Origin of the sequence: Pseudomonas nitroreducens (assembly GCF_024170165.1) — a bacterium.
GTDB classification, from domain to species: domain Bacteria; phylum Pseudomonadota; class Gammaproteobacteria; order Pseudomonadales; family Pseudomonadaceae; genus Pseudomonas; species Pseudomonas nitroreducens_C.
Genome location: NZ_JALJXP010000006.1, coordinates 345,825 through 362,930 on the forward strand (window position 1 = coordinate 345,825; position 17,106 = coordinate 362,930).

Consider the following 17,106-nt stretch of genomic DNA (forward strand, 5'->3'; position numbering starts at 1 on the left):
TTGCTCGCGAACAAACCCCGCTGCGAACTCTGTTCGCGAGCAAGCTCGCTCCTACGAAAATCGCTTCGGCGCTCGCTGGCGATCCCTCAAATCCCAGGCAAAAAGAAACCGCCCCGGGGGGCGGTTTCTTCTACAGCATCACTCGCGGTTGCGGGTCAGCAGCGCGGGACGCTCGGTCTTGCGGCGCGGTTCCAGCTCTTCCAGCTGCTCCGGCGTCGGGAAGCGATCGGTGCGGACCAGGTCGCGCTTGTTGATCACCACCGGCTGGCGGGTCGGCTTGGCAGCGCCGTACTCGCTCGGCTCGCGCAGCGGGGCGTCGTTCATGCGCGAGGCCGGAGCCTTGCCACCGCGCTTGCGCTGGCCTTGACCCTGGCCCTGCTTGCCCTGGCCGTTACTGCCCTGGCTGCGACCGGCGCCGTTAGGCTTCTTGGCGGCACGACCCTGGCCCTGGCCTTGACCCTGGCTGCGGCCTTGACCGCTTCCGCCCTGGCCGCCGCCCTGACCACCCTGGCCGCGAGCGCGCTGCTGGCCCTGACCCTGGTTCTGGCCCTGAGCCTGGCCCTGACCCTGACCGCCACGGCGGCGCTGGCCACGTTGCTGGTCCTTGTCCGGGTAGGGGCTGACGTAGTCGGCGCGGTTGCCGAAGTTGTCGAAGTCGTCGTCGAGGAATTCTTCCGGATCGCGATTACCATCAACGGCTTTCGGCGCGCGCGCCGGCTTGGCCTGCTGCTGGCGGCCCTGGCCCTGCTGGTCCTGCTGCTGGCGGGGCTGGCGCGGTTGACGGGGCTCGCGCGGTTCGCGCGGCTCACGAGCCTGGGCATTGGCATTGGGCTGAGCGTCGCCGCCCTGGCCGTCGCCCTTCTTCTTGCCACGACCGCCACGACGGCGGCGCTTGCCGGCGGGCTTGTCGCCCTCGGCACCTTCGCCTTCAGCGCTGGCAGCGGCGCTCTGCTGCTCCTCGGTCTGCGGCTGTTGCGGCTTGTCCTTGTTGCGGTCCTTGCGCTCGCCGCGCTTGGCCTTGTCCTTGCGCGGCTGGCGCTGGGGGGCTTCCTTCGGCTCGGGCTGCTGGACTTCCGGCAGCACGGTATCGGGGTCGAAGCCCAGCATGTCGCCATCGGGGATGCGCTGCTTGGTCAGGCGCTCGATGGCCTTGAGCAGCTTGTCCTCGTCCGGGGCCACCAGCGAGATGGCTTCACCGGTGCGACCGGCGCGGCCGGTACGGCCGATGCGGTGGACGTAGTCTTCCTCGACGTTGGGCAGCTCGTAGTTGACCACATGGGGCAGCTGGTCGATGTCCAGGCCGCGAGCGGCGATGTCGGTGGCGACCAGGATGCGCACGTCGTTGGCCTTGAAGTCGGCCAGGGCCTTGGTGCGCGCGTTCTGGCTCTTGTTGCCGTGGATCGCGGCGGCCGGCAGGCCGTGCTTGGTCAGGTATTCGGCGAGGCGGTTGGCGCCGTGCTTGGTGCGGGTGAACACCAGCACCTGTTCCCAGGCGCCCATGGTCACCAGGTGTGCCAGCAGTGCGCGCTTCTGTACCGACGGAATGCGGAACACACGCTGCTCGATACGCTCGACGGTGGTGTTCGGCGGGGTGACCTCGATGCGCTCCGGGTTGTGCAGGAGCTTGTTGGTGAGGTCGATGATGTCTTTCGAGAAGGTCGCCGAGAACAGCAGGTTCTGGCGCTTGGCCGGAAGCTTGGCGAGGACCTTCTTCACGTCGTGGATGAAGCCCATGTCGAGCATGCGATCGGCTTCGTCGAGGACGAGGATTTCCACGCGGGACAGGTCGACGCTGCCCTGACCGATCAGGTCGAGCAGGCGGCCGGGGCAGGCGACCAGGACGTCGACGCCCTTGGACATCGCCTGCACCTGCGGATTCATGCCGACGCCGCCGAAGATGCAGGCGCTTTTCAGCGGCAGGTCACGGGCGTAGACCTTGAAGCTGTCGTGCACCTGGGCAGCCAGCTCGCGGGTCGGGGTCAGTACCAGGACGCGGGCCTGGCGCGGGCCATGGCGGTGTTCGCGATCCGGGTGGCCTTCGGGGAACAGGCGTTCGAGCACCGGGAGGGCGAAGCCGCCGGTCTTGCCGGTGCCGGTCTGGGCGGCAACCATGAGGTCGCGGCCTTGTAGTACGGCGGGGATGGCGCGTTCCTGAACGGGAGTGGGGCGCGCGTAGCCGGCGGCTTCAACGGCGCCAGCCAGGGCCTCGGAGAGACCGAGGGAAGTAAAGGACATGCGGGGTTCCTGTAGGCCGGCGACCTGCCGGCTCGAGGGCGCGTGATTTCAGGCTCGGGGCGAGCGCTCAGCCGATGGCTGGAAGCACCCCGTCCACGATACGCCGGCGTTGCGCTGGCCGGGATCGCGGACGGTAAGCCCGGAGCAATGATCCTCAGCGGGGGAGCTTGAGGTTGTTCCAGAGCGCCAGGCTGGGTTCAGCCTGGTTCAGGGTGTAGAAATGCAGACCGGGTGCGCCGCCTTCGAGGAGGCGTTCGCACATGTCGGTGATGACCTGCTCACCAAAGGCCTGGATGCTGGCGATGTCGTCGCCGTAGGCTTCCAGCTGCTTGCGAATCCAACGGGGGATTTCCGCGCCACAGGCGTCGGAGAAGCGGGCCAGTTTGGTGTAGTTGGTGATCGGCATGATACCCGGTACGACCGGAATGCTGACACCGAGTTTCTCCGCACGCTCGACAAAATGGAAGTAGCTGTCGGCGTTGAAGAAGTATTGTGTGATGGCAGAGTCGGCGCCGGCTTTGACCTTGCGCACGAAATTCGCCAAATCATCCTCGAAATTACGCGCTTGCGGGTGAACTTCCGGATAGGCGGCAACTTCGATGTGGAAGTGGTCGCCGGTTTCGGCGCGGATGAATTCCACCAGTTCGTTGGCGTAGCGCAGCTCGCCGCTGGCCATGCCCATGCCCGAAGGCAGGTCGCCGCGCAGGGCGACGATGCGACGAATGCCAGCGTCCTTGTAGTGCGCCAGCAGGGCGCGCAGCTCGGGCTTGGTATCGCCGACGCAGGACAGGTGCGGGGCAGTCGGCACCTTCACTTCACCATCCAGCTGCAGCACGGTGGTCAGGGTGCGGTCACGGGTGGAGCCGCCGGCACCGTAGGTGCAGGAGAAGAAGTCGGGTTTTTTCGCGGCCAGCTGGCTCGCGGTGGCCAGCAGTTTTTCATGGCCGGCTTCGGTCTTGGCGGGGAAGAACTCGAAGCTGAAACGGCGTTCTTTCTGACTCATGGTCGTTCCTTCGGCGCCGCGTCGTTGCGCGGCTGCCGGCATGTGCCGTCGACTTCAGAAGTAACGGCGGTAGTGGTCTATCTTCGTGCGCAGTCGCTGGGCGCTGGGCTCGTGCGCATGGCCGAGGACGGCCAGGATGCGCTGCGACTGAACATGGTATTCGGCGATCTTGCTCCGCGCCCAGGTCGAGGGTGGCGGCTGCAGGTTGGTGATCCGGTCGCACAGCTTGACGATCGCATACTGCGGCGCGCCGGTCGCCAGCCTTTCGAGGTAGATGTCGAATGGCAGCTTCTCGCCATTCACCACCTTGCTCAGGCGCTGGGCGCCGTCGGCGACGAACTCGCCGAAATGCGTCTGCAGTTCCTCGATGGGCACCGGGGTGTCTTCGAGCACGTCGTGCAGCAGGGCAACCTGGACGGTTTCCGCCAGGCGCTGGATAGGCGCTTCGCGGTCGGCAGCCATGACTTCATTGGCCACCATCGCCAGGTGAACCGCATAGGGCAGGGGTGAGGCGGTCAGCGTCTGTCCGGCGTGCGCGCCGGCGGCGAAGAGCCAGGCCTGGTTGTAGCTGTCCTGCAGGTCCATGCGGTCGTGTTCCAGATGGCAAAGAGGGCAGACGATTGCTCGTCTGCCCCCTGGCACATCAGTAGCGGTAGGTGTCCGGCTTGAACGGGCCTTCCACGGTCACGCCGATGTACTCGGCCTGTTTCGGGGTCAGCTGGGTGACCACGCCCCCGAAGCCTTTGACCATTTCCAGGGCCACTTCTTCGTCCAGTTTCTTCGGCAGGACTTCGACGGTCAGACGCTCGGCTTTCTTCTCGGCGGAGAGGTCGGCGTACTTCTGCTCGAACAGGAAGATCTGCGCCAGCACCTGGTTGGCGAAGGAGCCGTCCATGATGCGGCTCGGGTGGCCGGTGGCGTTGCCCAGGTTCACCAGGCGGCCTTCGGCCAGCAGGATCAGGTAGTCGTCGTTGGCCGGATCGAAGTCGCCGGCGCCGGTGCGGTGGATCTTGTGCACCTGCGGCTTGACCTCTTCCCAGGCCCAGGTCTTGCGCATGAAGGCCGTGTCGATCTCGTTGTCGAAGTGACCGATGTTGCACACCACGGCGCGCTTCTTCAGCGCTTTCAGCATGCCGGCGTCGCAGACGTTGACGTTGCCGGTGGTGGTGACGATCAGGTCGATCTTGCCCAGCAGGGCGGCATCAACGCTGGCTTCGGTGCCGTCGTTTAGGCCGTTCTTGTAGGGGGAGACCAGTTCGAAACCGTCCATGCAGGCCTGCATGGCGCAGATCGGGTCGATTTCCGAGACCTTGACGATCATGCCTTCCTGACGCAGGGACTGTGCGGAGCCCTTGCCCACGTCGCCGTAGCCGATCACCAGGGCCTGCTTGCCCGACAGCAGGTGGTCGGTGCCGCGCTTGATGGCGTCGTTCAGGCTGTGACGGCAGCCGTACTTGTTGTCGTTCTTGCTCTTGGTGACCGCGTCGTTGACGTTGATCGCCGGGACTTTCAGGGTGCCGGCCTTGAGCATGTCGAGCAGGCGGTGCACACCGGTGGTGGTCTCTTCGGTGACGCCGTGGATGCGCTCGAGCATCTGCGGGTATTTCTTGTGCAGGATTTCGGTCAGGTCACCGCCGTCGTCCAGCACCATGTTGGCGTCCCACGGCTGGCCATCTTTCAGGATGGTCTGCTCGATGCACCACTCGTACTCCTGCTCGGTCTCGCCTTTCCAGGCGAATACCGGAATGCCGGCGGCGGCGATGGCGGCGGCGGCCTGGTCCTGGGTGGAGAAGATGTTGCAGGACGACCAGCGGACTTCTGCACCGAGCGCGGTGAGCGTCTCGATCAGCACGCCGGTCTGGATGGTCATGTGGATGCAGCCGAGGATCTTCGCGCCTTTCAGCGGCTGGCTGGCGGCGTACTTGCGGCGCAGGCCCATCAGAGCCGGCATTTCGGACTCGGCGATGATCAGCTCGCGGCGGCCCCAGGCGGCCAGGGAAATGTCGGCGACTTTGTAGTCAGTAAAAGCAGCGCTCATGTGTAACTCCATTCGTTGTCTGCGAATGGGCGCCGTTGATGCGTTTGGCGATCGGCGGCAGCCGACCGTGACGCGCCCCGTCCGAGCCTGACAAGCCGAAGCGAATCGACCTGCTGCAGCGCCCCTCGGACAGGTGGCGGGAACGACCGGGCAGCGCCGGCCGTTATTGAAGCTCGCGGATTATAGCCATGGTGCATGACAAGCCAAAGGCTTTTGGTCGCGTCCGCGCACCGGATCGCGGCCGGGATCCCCGTCGCGCCCGCGCCAGGGGCCGTGAAAACCCTGACGCGGGCGTCGTTCGGGGATCGTGGGGCACCCGCACGTGCGGGCGCCGATGGTCGATCGTAGGGCGCATAAAGCGGCGCGCTTTATCCGCCGGCCCTAGCGCTTGAGCCGACATACGGCGGATAACGCCTGAGGCGTTATTCGCCCTACGGGGCGGTTAATCGTTCGGCAGAAGGCGTCAGATCACGCCGTCGTCGCGCAGCTTGCCGATGGCGGCCTGGTCCAGGCCCAGCACGCCTTCGAGGATTTCCTGGGTGTGCTGGCCGAGGGTTGGCGGGGCGTTGCGGTACTCCACCGGTGTTTCGGACAGGCGGATCGGGCTGGCCACCTGCGGCACGCTGCCGGCCAGCGGGTGCGGCAGGTCCACGCGCAGGCCGCGGGCAATCACCTGTGGGTCGGCGAAGACCTGCGCCAGGTCGTTGATCGGGCCGCAGGGTACGCTGGCCTGTTCCAGCAACGTGATCCATTCGGCAGTGGTGCGCATCACGGTGGACTGGCGGATCAGCGGGATCAGCACTTCGCGGTGCGCCACGCGCGCCTGGTTGGTGGCGAAACGCTCGTCGGTGGCCCATTCCGGGTGGCCCGCCAGCTCGGCGAACTTGCGGAACTGGCCGTCGTTGCCGACGGTGAGAATGAGGTCGCCATCGGCGGTCGGGAAGTCCTGGTACGGCACGATGTTCGGGTGCGCGTTGCCCAGGCGACGCGGCGGGTTGCCGGTGGTCAGGTAGTTCAGGGTCTGGTTGGCCAGGCAGGCGACCTGCACGTCCAGCAGCGCCATGTCGATGTGCTGGCCGATGCCGCTGACGTCGCGGTGGGCGAGGGCGGCGAGGATCGCCGTGGACGAGTAGAGACCGGTGAGGATGTCGGTCAGCGCCACGCCGACCTTCACCGGGCCGGCGCCTTCCTCGGCGTCGGAGCGGCCGGTCAGGCTCATCAGGCCGCCCAGGCCCTGGATCATGAAGTCGTAGCCGGCGCGCTTGGCGTAGGGGCCGAACTGGCCGAAGCCGGTGATCGAGCAGTAGATCAGCTTCGGATTCAGGGCTTTCAGCGACTCATAGTCCAGGCCGTAGGCCTTGAGGCCGCCGACCTTGAAGTTCTCCAGCACGATGTCGGCCTTGGCGGCGAGCTCGCGCACCAGGCGCTGGCCCTCGGGCTGGGTGAAGTCGATGGTCAGGGATTTCTTGTTGCGGTTCGCCGACAGGTAATAGGCCGCTTCGCTGGTGTCGCGGCCATCGCTGTCCTTGAGGAACGGCGGGCCCCAGGCGCGGGTGTCGTCGCCGCTGCCGGGACGCTCGATCTTGATCACTTCCGCGCCGAGGTCGGCGAGGATCTGCCCGGCCCAGGGGCCGGCGAGAACGCGGGAGAGGTCGAGGACACGGATGTGCGAAAGGGCGCCGGACATGCAATCACCTGCAGCTTGGATAGGGGCGGGGAGGGCGCAGTGCGGGGACTCCCCGGTCCTCCCCGGGGCCTCTCGGGCGAGAGGTAAAACGGGCGCCAGCTCCGAAGGAACTGGCGCGAGGCGCTTAGAAGAACGCCTGGATGCCGGTCTGGGCGCGGCCGAGGATCAGCGCGTGGACGTCGTGGGTGCCTTCGTAGGTGTTCACCACTTCCAGGTTGACCAGGTGACGGGCGACGCCGAACTCGTCGGAGATGCCGTTGCCGCCGAGCATGTCGCGGGCCAGACGGGCGATGTCCAGGGCCTTGCCGCAGCTGTTGCGCTTCATGATCGAGGTGATTTCGACGGCGGCGGTGCCTTCGTCCTTCATCCGGCCCAGGCGCAGGCAGCCTTGCAGGGCGAGGGTGATGTCGGTCTGCATGTCGGCCAGTTTCTTCTGGATCAGCTGGTTGGCAGCCAGCGGGCGACCGAACTGCTTGCGGTCCAGGGTGTACTGGCGAGCGGTGTGCCAGCAGGCTTCGGCGGCACCCAGGGCGCCCCAGGAGATGCCGTAGCGGGCGGAGTTCAGGCAGGTGAACGGGCCACGCAGGCCGCTTACGTCCGGGAAGGCGTTCTCTTCCGGGCAGAACACGTTGTTCATCACGATCTCGCCGGTGATCGAGGCGCGCAGGCCGACCTTGCCGTGGATCGCCGGGGCGGACAGGCCTTCCCAGCCTTTTTCGAGGACGAAGCCGCGGATCTGGCCTTCGTCGTCCTTGGCCCAGACCACGAAGACGTCGGCGATCGGGCTGTTGGTGATCCACATCTTGGCGCCGGTCAGGCGGTAGCCGCCATCGACTTTCTTGGCGCGGGTGATCATCGAGCCCGGGTCGGAACCGTGGTCCGGCTCGGTCAGGCCGAAGCAGCCGATGTATTCGCCGCTGGCCAGTTTCGGCAGGTATTTCTGCTTGGTGGCTTCGTTGCCGAATTCGTTGATCGGCACCATTACCAGGGAGGACTGCACGCTCATCATCGAGCGGTAGCCGGAGTCGATGCGCTCGACTTCACGGGCGATCAGGCCGTAGCACACGTAGTTCAGGCCGCTGCCGCCGTACTGTTCGGGGATGGTCGCGCCGAGCAGGCCGGTTTCGCCCATTTCGCGGAAGATCGCCGGGTCCGTCTGCTCATGGCGGAAGGCTTCCAGCACGCGCGGGGCCAGCTTGTCCTGGGCGAACTGCTGGGCGCTGTCGCGCACCATGCGCTCTTCTTCGGTGAGTTGCTGATCCAGCAGCAGCGGATCTTCCCAGTTGAAGCTTGCTTTGGTCGCCATGGAGAAACCTCGAACGCAGACAGTGAAAGACCCGCACAAGTCTAGGCGGGCTCGGTGTGGGCCATCCTAGTCAGCCGTCGGGAAGCCGGGCAACCGACTAATTCGCACGCTGTTGTGCTATTTTGTCACTCCGTGATCGCCTGGCTGCGGCGCTATCTTGCGCTTCAGTCTCTATATCAGGCGTTCCTGGCGTTTCCTGCGCATCCCGATATTCCGAAGAGGCATTCGATGCGACGCAAGATCCCGACTACCGCGGCGCTGGTCGCCTTCGAATCCGCCGCCCGCCATGAAAGCTTCACCAAGGCCGCCGACGAACTGTCGCTGACCCAGAGCGCGATCTGCCGGCAGATCGCCACGCTGGAGGAATTCCTCGGCGTCGAGTTGTTCCGTCGCTCGCGGCGCGGGGTGAAGCTGACCGAGGCGGGGCTCAACTACAGCCGCCGTGTCGCCCAGCGCCTGGACGCCGTGGAGCGCGACACCCTGGCGGTGATGGGCCAGCAGGGCGGCGGCACGCTGGAGCTGGCGGTGGTGCCGACCTTCGCCACCCAGTGGCTGTTGCCGCGGCTGAAGGACTTCAAGCGGCTGCACCCGGAAGTCACGGTCAACCTGACCAACCGCACCCGCCCGTTCCTCTTCGCCGATACCGAGTTCGACGCCGCGCTGTATTTCGGCGATGGCGTGTGGTCCGGTACGGTGGCCAACTTCCTCATGCACGAGAACCCGGTGCCGGTATGCAGTCCCGAGCTGCTGGGCGGACGGAGAGAGTTGTCCGCGGCGCAGATCGCCGAGCTGCCGCTGATGCAGCAGACCACCCGACCCTATGCCTGGCGCCAGTGGTTCGGCTCGCTGGGCATGAGCATCGCGCACGACATGAGTGGCACCCGCTACGAGCTGTTCTCCATGCTCGCCCAGGCGGCGATGCACGGCATGGGCGTGGCGCTGATCCCGCCGATGCTGATCCAGCAGGAGCTGGCTGACGGCCGGCTGATCGTGCCGATGCAGCATGCCTATTTGAGCGAAAACGCCTATTACCTGATGATTCCCGAACGCAAGGTGGAATCGGCCACCCTGGGCGCGTTCCGCGACTGGCTGGTGGATGAAGCCGCCCGTTATCGCGCCGAAGCCGGGCTCGGCTGAGCCATGGCAAGGTGCCTGGCGCCGGCCGGGTCCAGACTTGCATAGCCGGCGGGGCTTTCCCCGTCATCGCGCTCACGAGGCGCAACCTCCCAAGAAGGAGCTTCCATGAATTTCCATACCCGCAAATGGGTCAAGCCTGAAGACCTCAACCCGAACGGCACCCTGTTCGGCGGCAGTCTTCTGAAGTGGATCGACGAAGAAGCGGCGATCTACGCCATCATCCAGCTGGGCAACCAGCGCGTGGTGACCAAGTTCATCTCGGAGATCAACTTCGTCAGCTCGGCGCGCCAGGGCGACATCATCGAGCTGGGCATCACCGCCACCGAGTTCGGCCGCACCTCGATCACCCTTACCTGCGAAGTGCGCAACAAGATCACCCGCAAGAGCATCCTCACGGTCGACAAGATGGTCTTCGTCAACATCGGCCCGGACGGTCAGCCCGCGCCCCACGGCCGTACCGAGATCCTCTATATCAAGGATCAGTTCAAGGACGATGCCATTCCCCAGCCCTGACCGCTGATCCGCCAGGGTGATTGCCAGCGTGCCCGGAGCCAAGCCGAACCGCGGCGAAAACCTTTGCATTTGCGTCGATTGAGTGTGAGCCTGTGCCCGCCCACGGCGGGCATGGGCCGACGCACGCTCCCCGCCGAATCAGCAGAACACGCACCTTCCAAAAGTGCCTGCAAAACAATGACCGGGGAGAGACCATGCACACCACCTTCGCATCCGCGCTGCGCCAACTGGCCTTGGCCACCTGTGCCAGCCTGCTGCTGGCCGGCGCCGCGCACGCCGCAGCGATCAAGGCCGACACCAAGCCCGAGGCCGGCACCTTCAAGATGGGCATGCAGCCCTGGCTGGGCTACGGCCAGTGGTACGTCGCCGAACAGGCTGGCGCCTTCAAGGCCAACGGCCTGGAACAGGTCGAGCTGGTCAACTTCACCGAAGACAAGGACATGAACGCCGCCCTGGCCAGCGGCCAGATCGACGGTGGCAACCTCGCCACGCACACGGCCATGGCCATGGTCGCTGCCGGCCTGCCGGTGAAGATCGTCCTGCTGCTGGACCAGAGCACCAGCGCCGACGCGCTGATCGTCGATCCGTCGATCAAGACCCTGACCGACCTCAAGGGCAAGCAGGTCGCCTACGAAGAAGGCACTACCAGCGACATCCTACTGCACAGTGCCCTGCGCAAGGCCGGCCTGAACATCGCCGACGTGCAGCCGGTGCCGATGCCCGCCGCCAACGCCGGCAGTGCGCTGATCGCCGGCCAGGTTCCGGCCGCCGTGACCTACGAGCCCTACCTGTCCGCTGCCAAGCAGCAGAACCCCAAGGTCAACCTGCTGTACAAGGGCTCGGATGACCCGGGCATCATCAGTGACGTGTTCGTGGTCCGTGACGAAGTCCTCAAGGAGCGTCCCGGCCAGGTGCTGGCGCTGATCAAGAGCTGGGAAGCCGGCCTCAAGCACTTCAACGAGAAGAATGCCGAAAGCCGCGCGGCCATCGCCAAGGGCGTGGGCGCCGACGAGTCCGAGTTGACCAGCGCCTTCGACGGCGTGCACTTCTACTCGGTGAAGGAAAACCAGGCCGAGCTGAAGGGCGCCTTCCAGAAGGGCTCCTTCGAGCACATCCAGAAGGCCGCCAGCGAAGCCGGCATTCTCCAGCAGCCGGTCACCCCGGCGCAGGCCATCGACGCACGTTTCGTCGAGGCGCTCTGATCCTCTGATTCATTGATCTTCCGAGACACGGCGCGCGCCGGCCCTGAGCCGGCGCGCGTCTTTCTCCGTTCGACGAGCCCGACATGAAAGCCCGCAAATCCAACCCGCTGTTCACCATCGGCAAGCCGATCGCGCAGCGCCACTTCCTGCTCATCGGCGGCGCCGTGTTCGTCCTGCTGGCGCTGCTCTGGTGGCTGGCCGGCGCCAGCGGCGCGGTGCCGAAGATCTTCCTGCCGGCGCCCGGCGACGTCTGGGCGCGCATGCTCAAGCTGGCCGCCGACGGCACCCTGTGGTCGGACCTGAAGGTCAGCGTGTACCGCATCGCCGTGGCCTTCCTGGTGTCCTCGGCGATGTCCATCGTGATCGGTGTGTTCGCCGGCTGCTACGGCTTCTGGAAGGCCGCCACCGAGCCGCTGGTGGACTTCGTGCGCTACATGCCGGTGGTCGCCTTCGTCCCGCTGACCATCCTCTGGGCCGGCACCAGCGACTTCCAGAAATTCCTCATCATCTGGATCGGCACCTTCTTCCAGCAGGTGCTGATGGTGATGGACGCCATCAAGCGCGTGCCGGCGGACTTCGTCGGCCTCGGTCGCACCCTCGGCATGCCGGACCGCCGCATCCTCCTGAAGATCGTCCTGCCCAGCGCGCTGCCGGGCATCTGGGACGCGCTGCGGATCAGCCTCGGCTGGGCCTGGACCTGGCTGGTGCTGGCCGAACTGGTGGCCGCGACCTCGGGCCTGGGCTACCGCATCACCGTGTCCCAGCGCTTCTTCCAGACCGATACCATCATCGGCTACATCCTTCTGCTGGGCTTCCTCGGGCTGGTCACCGACCAGGCCATGCGCGCCGGCGAGAAGGTCCTGTTCCGCTACAACCGGAGACGCAGCTGATGGCAACCCTGGAAATCTCCGGCCTGAACAAGAGCTTCGCGGTCGGCAAGGAACGCCGCGAGGTGCTGCGCAATATCGACCTGACCCTGGCGGACAACGAGTTCGTCTCCATCGTCGGCACCTCGGGCTGCGGCAAGAGCACGCTGCTGTCCATCGCCGCCGGCCTGGAGGAATTCGACAGCGGCAGTGTCAGGGTGGATGGCGTGCCGATCACCGGGCCGGGCCTGGACCGTGGTGTGGTGTTCCAGTCCTACACCCTGCTGCCCTGGCTCACCGCGCGGCAGAACGTCGAGTTCGCCCTCAAGGCGGCCGGCCTGTCCCGCGCGCAGTGCCGCGAGATCGCCGATGAGCACCTGGAGCTGGTGAAGCTGACGAAGTTCGCCGAGGCCTACCCGAACGAGCTCTCCGGCGGCATGAAGCAGCGCGTGGCGATTGCCCGTGCGCTGTCCTACCGGCCGAAGATCCTGCTGATGGACGAGCCCTTCGGTGCGCTGGATGCGATGACCCGCCACCAGATGCAGGAGCTGCTCACGCGCATCTGGGAGACCCACCGGCTGACGGTGATGTTCGTCACCCATGACGTGGAAGAGGCGGTCTACCTGTCCGACCGCATCGTGGTGATGGGCCTGGGGCCGGGGCGGATCAAGACCACCTTCGACGTCAAACTCGGTCGCCCGCGCCACGAAGACATGGCCGCCAGCGCCGAGTTCATCGACCTGCAGCGCCAGGTACTGCGGTCGATCCGCGAAGAAGAACAGGGCGTCGCCGCCCTGTAATTCTCGGCGCTACTGGTGCTTACCAGCGGCCGGAGGCTCCGCCGCCGCCGCTGGAGCCGCCACCGCCGCGGAAGCCACCGCCACCTCCGCCGCCACCCCCGCGTCCGCCTCGGCCGATCGAGCTGATGATCATCAGCAGCAACTGCAGTACGCCCGAGGTCAGCCACATCGGCGGCAGGAAGAAGATGTACAGCACCAGCGGGATCGAGAAGGAACCGATCATCTGCTGCTGCAGGGCTGCCGGATTGCTTTCGCTGAACAGCAGTACCGCCGAGGCCACGCCGCCGACCAGCGCGCTGCACAGCAGGTAGCGGCCCATGCTGCGCTGGCGCAGCCACTGCACCGGGAACAGCAGGCACAGCAGCGGCACACCGACCAGCAGCGCGAGCAGGCCGAGCAGGCGCGCAGGCGGGATTTCCTCGGCGGCGCTGGCGTTGCGGTTGGAGTAGGCATCGCTGTAGCCCGTCACCGGGCCTGTCTGCGGCAGTTGATCCGCGGCGCTTTCGTCGGGTTCGGCAGGGGCCGCGGCGGGCGGCTCTATCAGCGCTACCAGGCTGTCCACGCCGGCCTGGATGCCGCCGGCGAAGTCTCCGGTCTTGAAGTGCGGGACTATGGTGTCGCGGATGATGCGCCCGGCCTGCACGTCGGTGATGGTGCCTTCCAGTCCGTAGCCGACTTCGATGCGTAGCGCTCGGTCATTCTTGGCTACTACCAGCAGCACGCCGTCGTCCACGCCCTTGCGGCCCAGCTTCCACTGCTCGAAGGCACGGACTGCGTAGTCCTCGATGCTGTCATCGCCAGTGCTGGGGATCAGCAGTACGGCGATCTGCGCGCCCTTGCGCTGCTCCAGGCCGGCGAGCTGGCTTTCCAGCTGCGCGCGCTGGCCTGCGTCGAGGGTCTGGGTGAGGTCGGTGACGCGGGCGCTGAGCGGCGGGATGGCGACCGGTGCCGCCTGCAGCAGGCCCGCCCAGCACAGCAGCAGGGCGGCCAGCAGCCAGCGCGGCAGGGTCATTGCGCGGGCTGCGCCGGCGCGTTGCCGAAGTCCACTTTAGGCGCGGTGGAGATGGCGGCTTCATTCTCGACGCTGAAGTTGGCCTTGGGCTTGTAGCCGAAGATTTTCGCGGTGATCACCTGCGGGAACTGGCGAATCATCACGTTGTATTCCTGCACCGATTTCACGTAGCGGCCACGGGCGACGGTGATGCGGTTCTCGGTGCCTTCGAGCTGGGTCAGCAGGTCCTTGAACAGGCCGTCGGCCTTGAGCTGCGGGTAGTTTTCCGAGACCACCAGCAGGCGCGAGAGCGCCGAACTGAGCTGGCCCTGGGCCTGCTGGAAGCGCTTGACCGCTTCCGGATCGTCCAACTGGTCGGCATTGAGTGTGGTGCTGCCGACCTTGGCGCGGGCCTCGGTCACCTGGGTCAGCACGCTGGCTTCATGGGCGGCGTAGCCCTTCACGGTGCTGACCAGGTTGGGGATCAGGTCGGCGCGGCGCTGGTACTGGTTGAGCACTTCCGACCAGGCGGCCTTCACCTGTTCGTCGCCGGCCTGCATGGCGTTGTAGCCGCAGCCGGAGAGCAGGGTGACGAGGATGTAGCCGGTGAGGAACTTGATCAAACGGGGCATGGCAGATGCTCGTGCAGGCGAAAAGGCCCAGTCTAGGTCAGTTCCGGCTGAGGAGTCAGTTGGAAATGTCCGAAACGGCCAGTGCTTGCCGGCCATGGGGTGGCTCGGGGTAGAATCATGCTGGTCTATACCAGGAGTTCGTTTTCGTGCTCGCCACTACCCTGGTGCTGCTGGCCGCCCTGCTGCACGCCACCTGGAACACCCTCGTCAAATTCAGCAGTGATCGTCTGCTGGTGGTCGCCTGCATGGACATGGTCGGCCTGACGGCCGCCCTGGTCCTGCTGCCCTGGATCGAGATCCCCCCCGCCGAGGTCTGGCCCTGGCTGCTGGCTGCCGTGTCGCTGCAGCTGGTCTACCGGGTGCTGCTGATCCAGGCCTACAAGGTCGGCGACCTGGGGTTGGTCTACCCGCTGATGCGCGGCCTGTCGCCGCTGGTGGTGCTGGCGCTGACCCTGTATTTCGGCGGCGAACACCTGACTGACAGGCAGATCCTCGGCATCCTGCTGATCCCGGTCGGCATGCTGTTCCTGCTCAAGGGCGGCGGCGGCTCGAAGCTGCCATGGATCGCCTATCCCACCGTGCTGCTGATGGGCGTGTGCATCGGCAGCTACACCTGGACCGACGGCAACGCGCTGAAGCTCTGGCCCAAGCCGCTGGACTACCTGGTCTGGCTGTCGCTGCTGTCCGGCCTGCCGTTCCCGTTGGTGGCGCTGGTCGGGCGCACCCGTGCCTTCGCCAGATTCTGGATCAATGACTGGAAACTCGGCCTGAGCGTCGGCTTCTGCGTACTGCTCAGCTACGGCCTGGTGCTCTGGGCCATGCAGATGGGCTCCATCGCCGAGGCCGCCGCGCTGCGCGAGACCAGCGTGCTGCTGGTGGTGCTGTTCGGCATGCGCTTCCTCAAGGAACCCTTCGGCTTGCCGCGCCTGGCCGCGTGCAGCCTGGTACTGGCGGGCATGCTGGTGATGAAGCTCTGAGGATTGGCCCGCGCTACGCTGCGCGACGCCAAACCGGTCAAGGACGCGGCGTGGGGCGATGACCTAAGCTGCGGACTTTCCCCTCGACGAGACCTTCCCCATGCCCGTTGCCTTCTGGTGCGTCCTGATCGCGATCTTCCTGCCCTACGTCGGCACCAGCCTCGCCAAGTTCACCGGTGGCGGCTTCGGTCCCCGGCAGAACCACGACCCGCGCACCTTCCTCGCCACCCTGGAGGGCTACCGCAAGCGCGCCAACGCCTTCCAGATGAACAGCTTCGAGGTCACCCCGGCCTTCGCCGCGGCGGTGATCATCGCCTACGTGGTGAACAACGCCGAACCCGCCACCATCGACCGCCTGGCCATCGCCTGGATCACCAGCCGCCTGCTTTACCTGATCTTCTACGTGGCCGACCTGGCGCTGCTGCGCTCGCTGGTGTGGTTCCTCGGCATGGGCCTGATCATCGCGATCTTCGTCGTTTCGGCCTGACCTGACGTCGCCTGAACGGCGGCTGAACGAAACACGCGCCGCTGCGGCGGATGGACGCAGCGGCTGGCGCGTGGTCTGGAACATTCGGAGTTCGGGGCGGATAATCCGGCGCTTCCGTGAATAGCCGTCCTACAAGAGTCCCCCATGAAGTTGAAGACCCTGCTCGTTCTGCTGCTCGCCGGCACGGCGCTCGCCGGCTGCCATCGCCAGGACCCCAACTCGCCGGAGTACAAGCGCCAGGCGGTGTTCAAGGAGATGCTCAAGACCAGCGAGGACATGGGCGGCATGCTGCGTGGACGGATTCCCTTCGACGCGGACAAGTTCCGCGCGGGCTCGACCAAACTCGGCGAGCTGGCCGACAAGCCGTGGCAGTATTTCCCCACCACCCAGCCGCCGGCGGACAAGGTAGAAAGCGACGACACCCGCGCCAAGGCGGAAATCTGGCAGCGTCAGCTGGAGTTCCAGGCCGATGCCAAGACCTTCCAGCAGGCCGTCCGCACCCTGGGTGAGAACACCCGCAACGCCGCGCCGACGCCCGAGGGCGTGCGCAAGGACTTCGCCGCGGTGGAAGACGCCTGCGAAGCCTGCCACAAGAAATTCCGCGCGCTCTAACGCCGGAGTTCCTACAGTCAGCGTGACCTGCGAAGCGGGGGCCTTTACTCCTCCAGCTCGCGCTTGGCCTGCTCCAGCTCGGCGCGGGCCTCGGCCAGCTTGTCCTTGCGCTTCTCGATCTTCTCCGGATCGCCCTTGCTCATCGCCTTGCGCAGGTCCTTCTCGCGCTGGGCGACATCCTTCTCCGCATCCAGCACGTTCTGCTTGCGCTCCTGGCTGAGGCTGGCGTCGGTGCAATAGGTCTTCACCTTGTCCAGGGCGGTCTGCAGGCCGGCGACGCGGTTGTCGTTGCCTTGCGCCCGGGCCTGCTCCAGCTGGGTTTCGAGGTTGGCGCGCTTGGCCGCGCAGCCGGTCAGCGGCTGCTTGGCCGTCTCGGCTGCAAACAGCGGGCTGGCGCAGCCGAGGGCAAGAACGGCGGCCATCAGGGCAGAGCTTCGGAACATTTTCGGAGTCCTTGGTTACCAAACACTATGACGTTGGAGTCAACGGCTAGAGTTTGCCATGGACGGACGGGCGAGGGGCTGCCACAGGACAATTGCGCCAGTTCGGTTGCCCCCGTTCGATGGCTTCAGGAGACGGCCGGGACTCGCAGGGCCCGCCAGGCGGGCAAGGAGAGGCGG

At 66.0% G+C, this 17,106-nt stretch carries 17 protein-coding genes and 1 riboswitch; of the genes, 8 read left to right on the forward strand and 9 right to left on the reverse strand.

Annotated features, from left to right (window positions below; all coding sequences use genetic code 11):
- Positions 1 to 138 precede the first annotated feature (138 nt).
- From J2T47_RS14830 to J2T47_RS14855, 6 genes are all read right to left on the reverse strand, one after another.
- Positions 139 to 2,235 carry a DEAD/DEAH box helicase gene (locus J2T47_RS14830; protein ID WP_253448030.1) on the reverse strand — a complete coding sequence of 699 codons (2,097 nt, stop codon included), beginning with the start codon at positions 2,233 to 2,235 and terminating at the stop codon, positions 139 to 141.
- A gap of 154 nt (positions 2,236 to 2,389) precedes the next feature.
- Positions 2,390 to 3,238 carry a methylenetetrahydrofolate reductase [NAD(P)H] gene (gene metF / locus J2T47_RS14835; protein WP_081515389.1) on the reverse strand — a complete coding sequence of 283 codons (849 nt, stop codon included), beginning with the start codon at positions 3,236 to 3,238 and terminating at the stop codon, positions 2,390 to 2,392.
- 54 nt (positions 3,239 to 3,292) lie between these two features.
- On the reverse strand, positions 3,293 to 3,823 hold the full coding sequence (locus tag J2T47_RS14840) for an HD domain-containing protein (RefSeq protein WP_253448033.1): 531 nt from the start codon (positions 3,821 to 3,823) through the stop codon (positions 3,293 to 3,295).
- A gap of 58 nt (positions 3,824 to 3,881) precedes the next feature.
- A complete protein-coding gene (gene ahcY / locus J2T47_RS14845; RefSeq protein ID WP_253448037.1) occupies positions 3,882 to 5,288 on the reverse strand; it encodes an adenosylhomocysteinase in 1,407 nt (468 codons plus the stop codon).
- Between the two features lie 8 nt (positions 5,289 to 5,296).
- Positions 5,297 to 5,409, reverse strand: a riboswitch (S-adenosyl-L-homocysteine riboswitch).
- Between the two features lie 330 nt (positions 5,410 to 5,739).
- Positions 5,740 to 6,963: a CaiB/BaiF CoA transferase family protein gene (locus J2T47_RS14850; RefSeq protein WP_253448041.1), complete on the reverse strand. Its 1,224-nt coding sequence runs from the start codon at positions 6,961 to 6,963 to the stop codon at positions 5,740 to 5,742.
- A gap of 124 nt (positions 6,964 to 7,087) precedes the next feature.
- On the reverse strand, positions 7,088 to 8,269 hold the full coding sequence (locus tag J2T47_RS14855) for an acyl-CoA dehydrogenase (protein ID WP_253448044.1): 1,182 nt from the start codon (positions 8,267 to 8,269) through the stop codon (positions 7,088 to 7,090).
- A gap of 228 nt (positions 8,270 to 8,497) precedes the next feature.
- Between J2T47_RS14855 and gcvA the strand changes: the two genes are divergently transcribed.
- From gcvA to J2T47_RS14880, 5 genes are all read left to right on the forward strand, one after another.
- A complete protein-coding gene (gene gcvA / locus J2T47_RS14860) occupies positions 8,498 to 9,406 on the forward strand; it encodes a transcriptional regulator GcvA (protein WP_253448048.1) in 909 nt (302 codons plus the stop codon).
- Between the two features lie 105 nt (positions 9,407 to 9,511).
- A complete protein-coding gene (locus J2T47_RS14865; protein ID WP_045215897.1) occupies positions 9,512 to 9,919 on the forward strand; it encodes an acyl-CoA thioesterase in 408 nt (135 codons plus the stop codon).
- Between the two features lie 194 nt (positions 9,920 to 10,113).
- A complete protein-coding gene (locus J2T47_RS14870; protein WP_253448051.1) occupies positions 10,114 to 11,121 on the forward strand; it encodes an ABC transporter substrate-binding protein in 1,008 nt (335 codons plus the stop codon).
- A gap of 83 nt (positions 11,122 to 11,204) precedes the next feature.
- Positions 11,205 to 12,011: an ABC transporter permease gene (locus J2T47_RS14875; RefSeq protein WP_184588097.1), complete on the forward strand. Its 807-nt coding sequence runs from the start codon at positions 11,205 to 11,207 to the stop codon at positions 12,009 to 12,011.
- Complete coding sequence (locus J2T47_RS14880; protein WP_253448054.1) at positions 12,011 to 12,787, forward strand: ABC transporter ATP-binding protein; 777 nt, start codon at positions 12,011 to 12,013, stop codon at positions 12,785 to 12,787. The genes J2T47_RS14875 and J2T47_RS14880 overlap by 1 nt, the downstream gene beginning before the upstream one ends.
- Before the next feature lie 19 nt (positions 12,788 to 12,806).
- Here the strand turns inward: J2T47_RS14880 and J2T47_RS14885 are convergent, their stop codons facing one another.
- Together J2T47_RS14885 and J2T47_RS14890 are read right to left on the reverse strand one after the other, a co-directional pair.
- Positions 12,807 to 13,799: a TPM domain-containing protein gene (locus J2T47_RS14885; RefSeq protein ID WP_253448057.1), complete on the reverse strand. Its 993-nt coding sequence runs from the start codon at positions 13,797 to 13,799 to the stop codon at positions 12,807 to 12,809.
- On the reverse strand, positions 13,796 to 14,410 hold the full coding sequence (locus J2T47_RS14890; RefSeq protein ID WP_192293211.1) for a LemA family protein: 615 nt from the start codon (positions 14,408 to 14,410) through the stop codon (positions 13,796 to 13,798). Before J2T47_RS14890 ends, J2T47_RS14885 begins: the two co-directional genes overlap by 4 nt.
- A gap of 146 nt (positions 14,411 to 14,556) precedes the next feature.
- Between J2T47_RS14890 and J2T47_RS14895 the strand changes: the two genes are divergently transcribed.
- From J2T47_RS14895 to J2T47_RS14905, 3 genes are all read left to right on the forward strand, one after another.
- On the forward strand, positions 14,557 to 15,387 hold the full coding sequence (locus J2T47_RS14895) for an EamA family transporter (RefSeq protein WP_253448060.1): 831 nt from the start codon (positions 14,557 to 14,559) through the stop codon (positions 15,385 to 15,387).
- Positions 15,388 to 15,487: 100 nt separating this feature from the next.
- Positions 15,488 to 15,874 (forward strand): MAPEG family protein, encoded by a 387-nt coding sequence (locus tag J2T47_RS14900; RefSeq protein WP_253448063.1) that lies wholly within the window; start codon positions 15,488 to 15,490, stop codon positions 15,872 to 15,874.
- Positions 15,875 to 16,018: 144 nt separating this feature from the next.
- Complete coding sequence (locus tag J2T47_RS14905) at positions 16,019 to 16,486, forward strand: c-type cytochrome (RefSeq protein ID WP_253448066.1); 468 nt, start codon at positions 16,019 to 16,021, stop codon at positions 16,484 to 16,486.
- A 44-nt stretch (positions 16,487 to 16,530) separates the two neighbouring features.
- Here the strand turns inward: J2T47_RS14905 and J2T47_RS14910 are convergent, their stop codons facing one another.
- On the reverse strand, positions 16,531 to 16,929 hold the full coding sequence (locus J2T47_RS14910; protein ID WP_253448070.1) for a DUF1090 domain-containing protein: 399 nt from the start codon (positions 16,927 to 16,929) through the stop codon (positions 16,531 to 16,533).
- Positions 16,930 to 17,106: the final 177 nt, after the last annotated feature.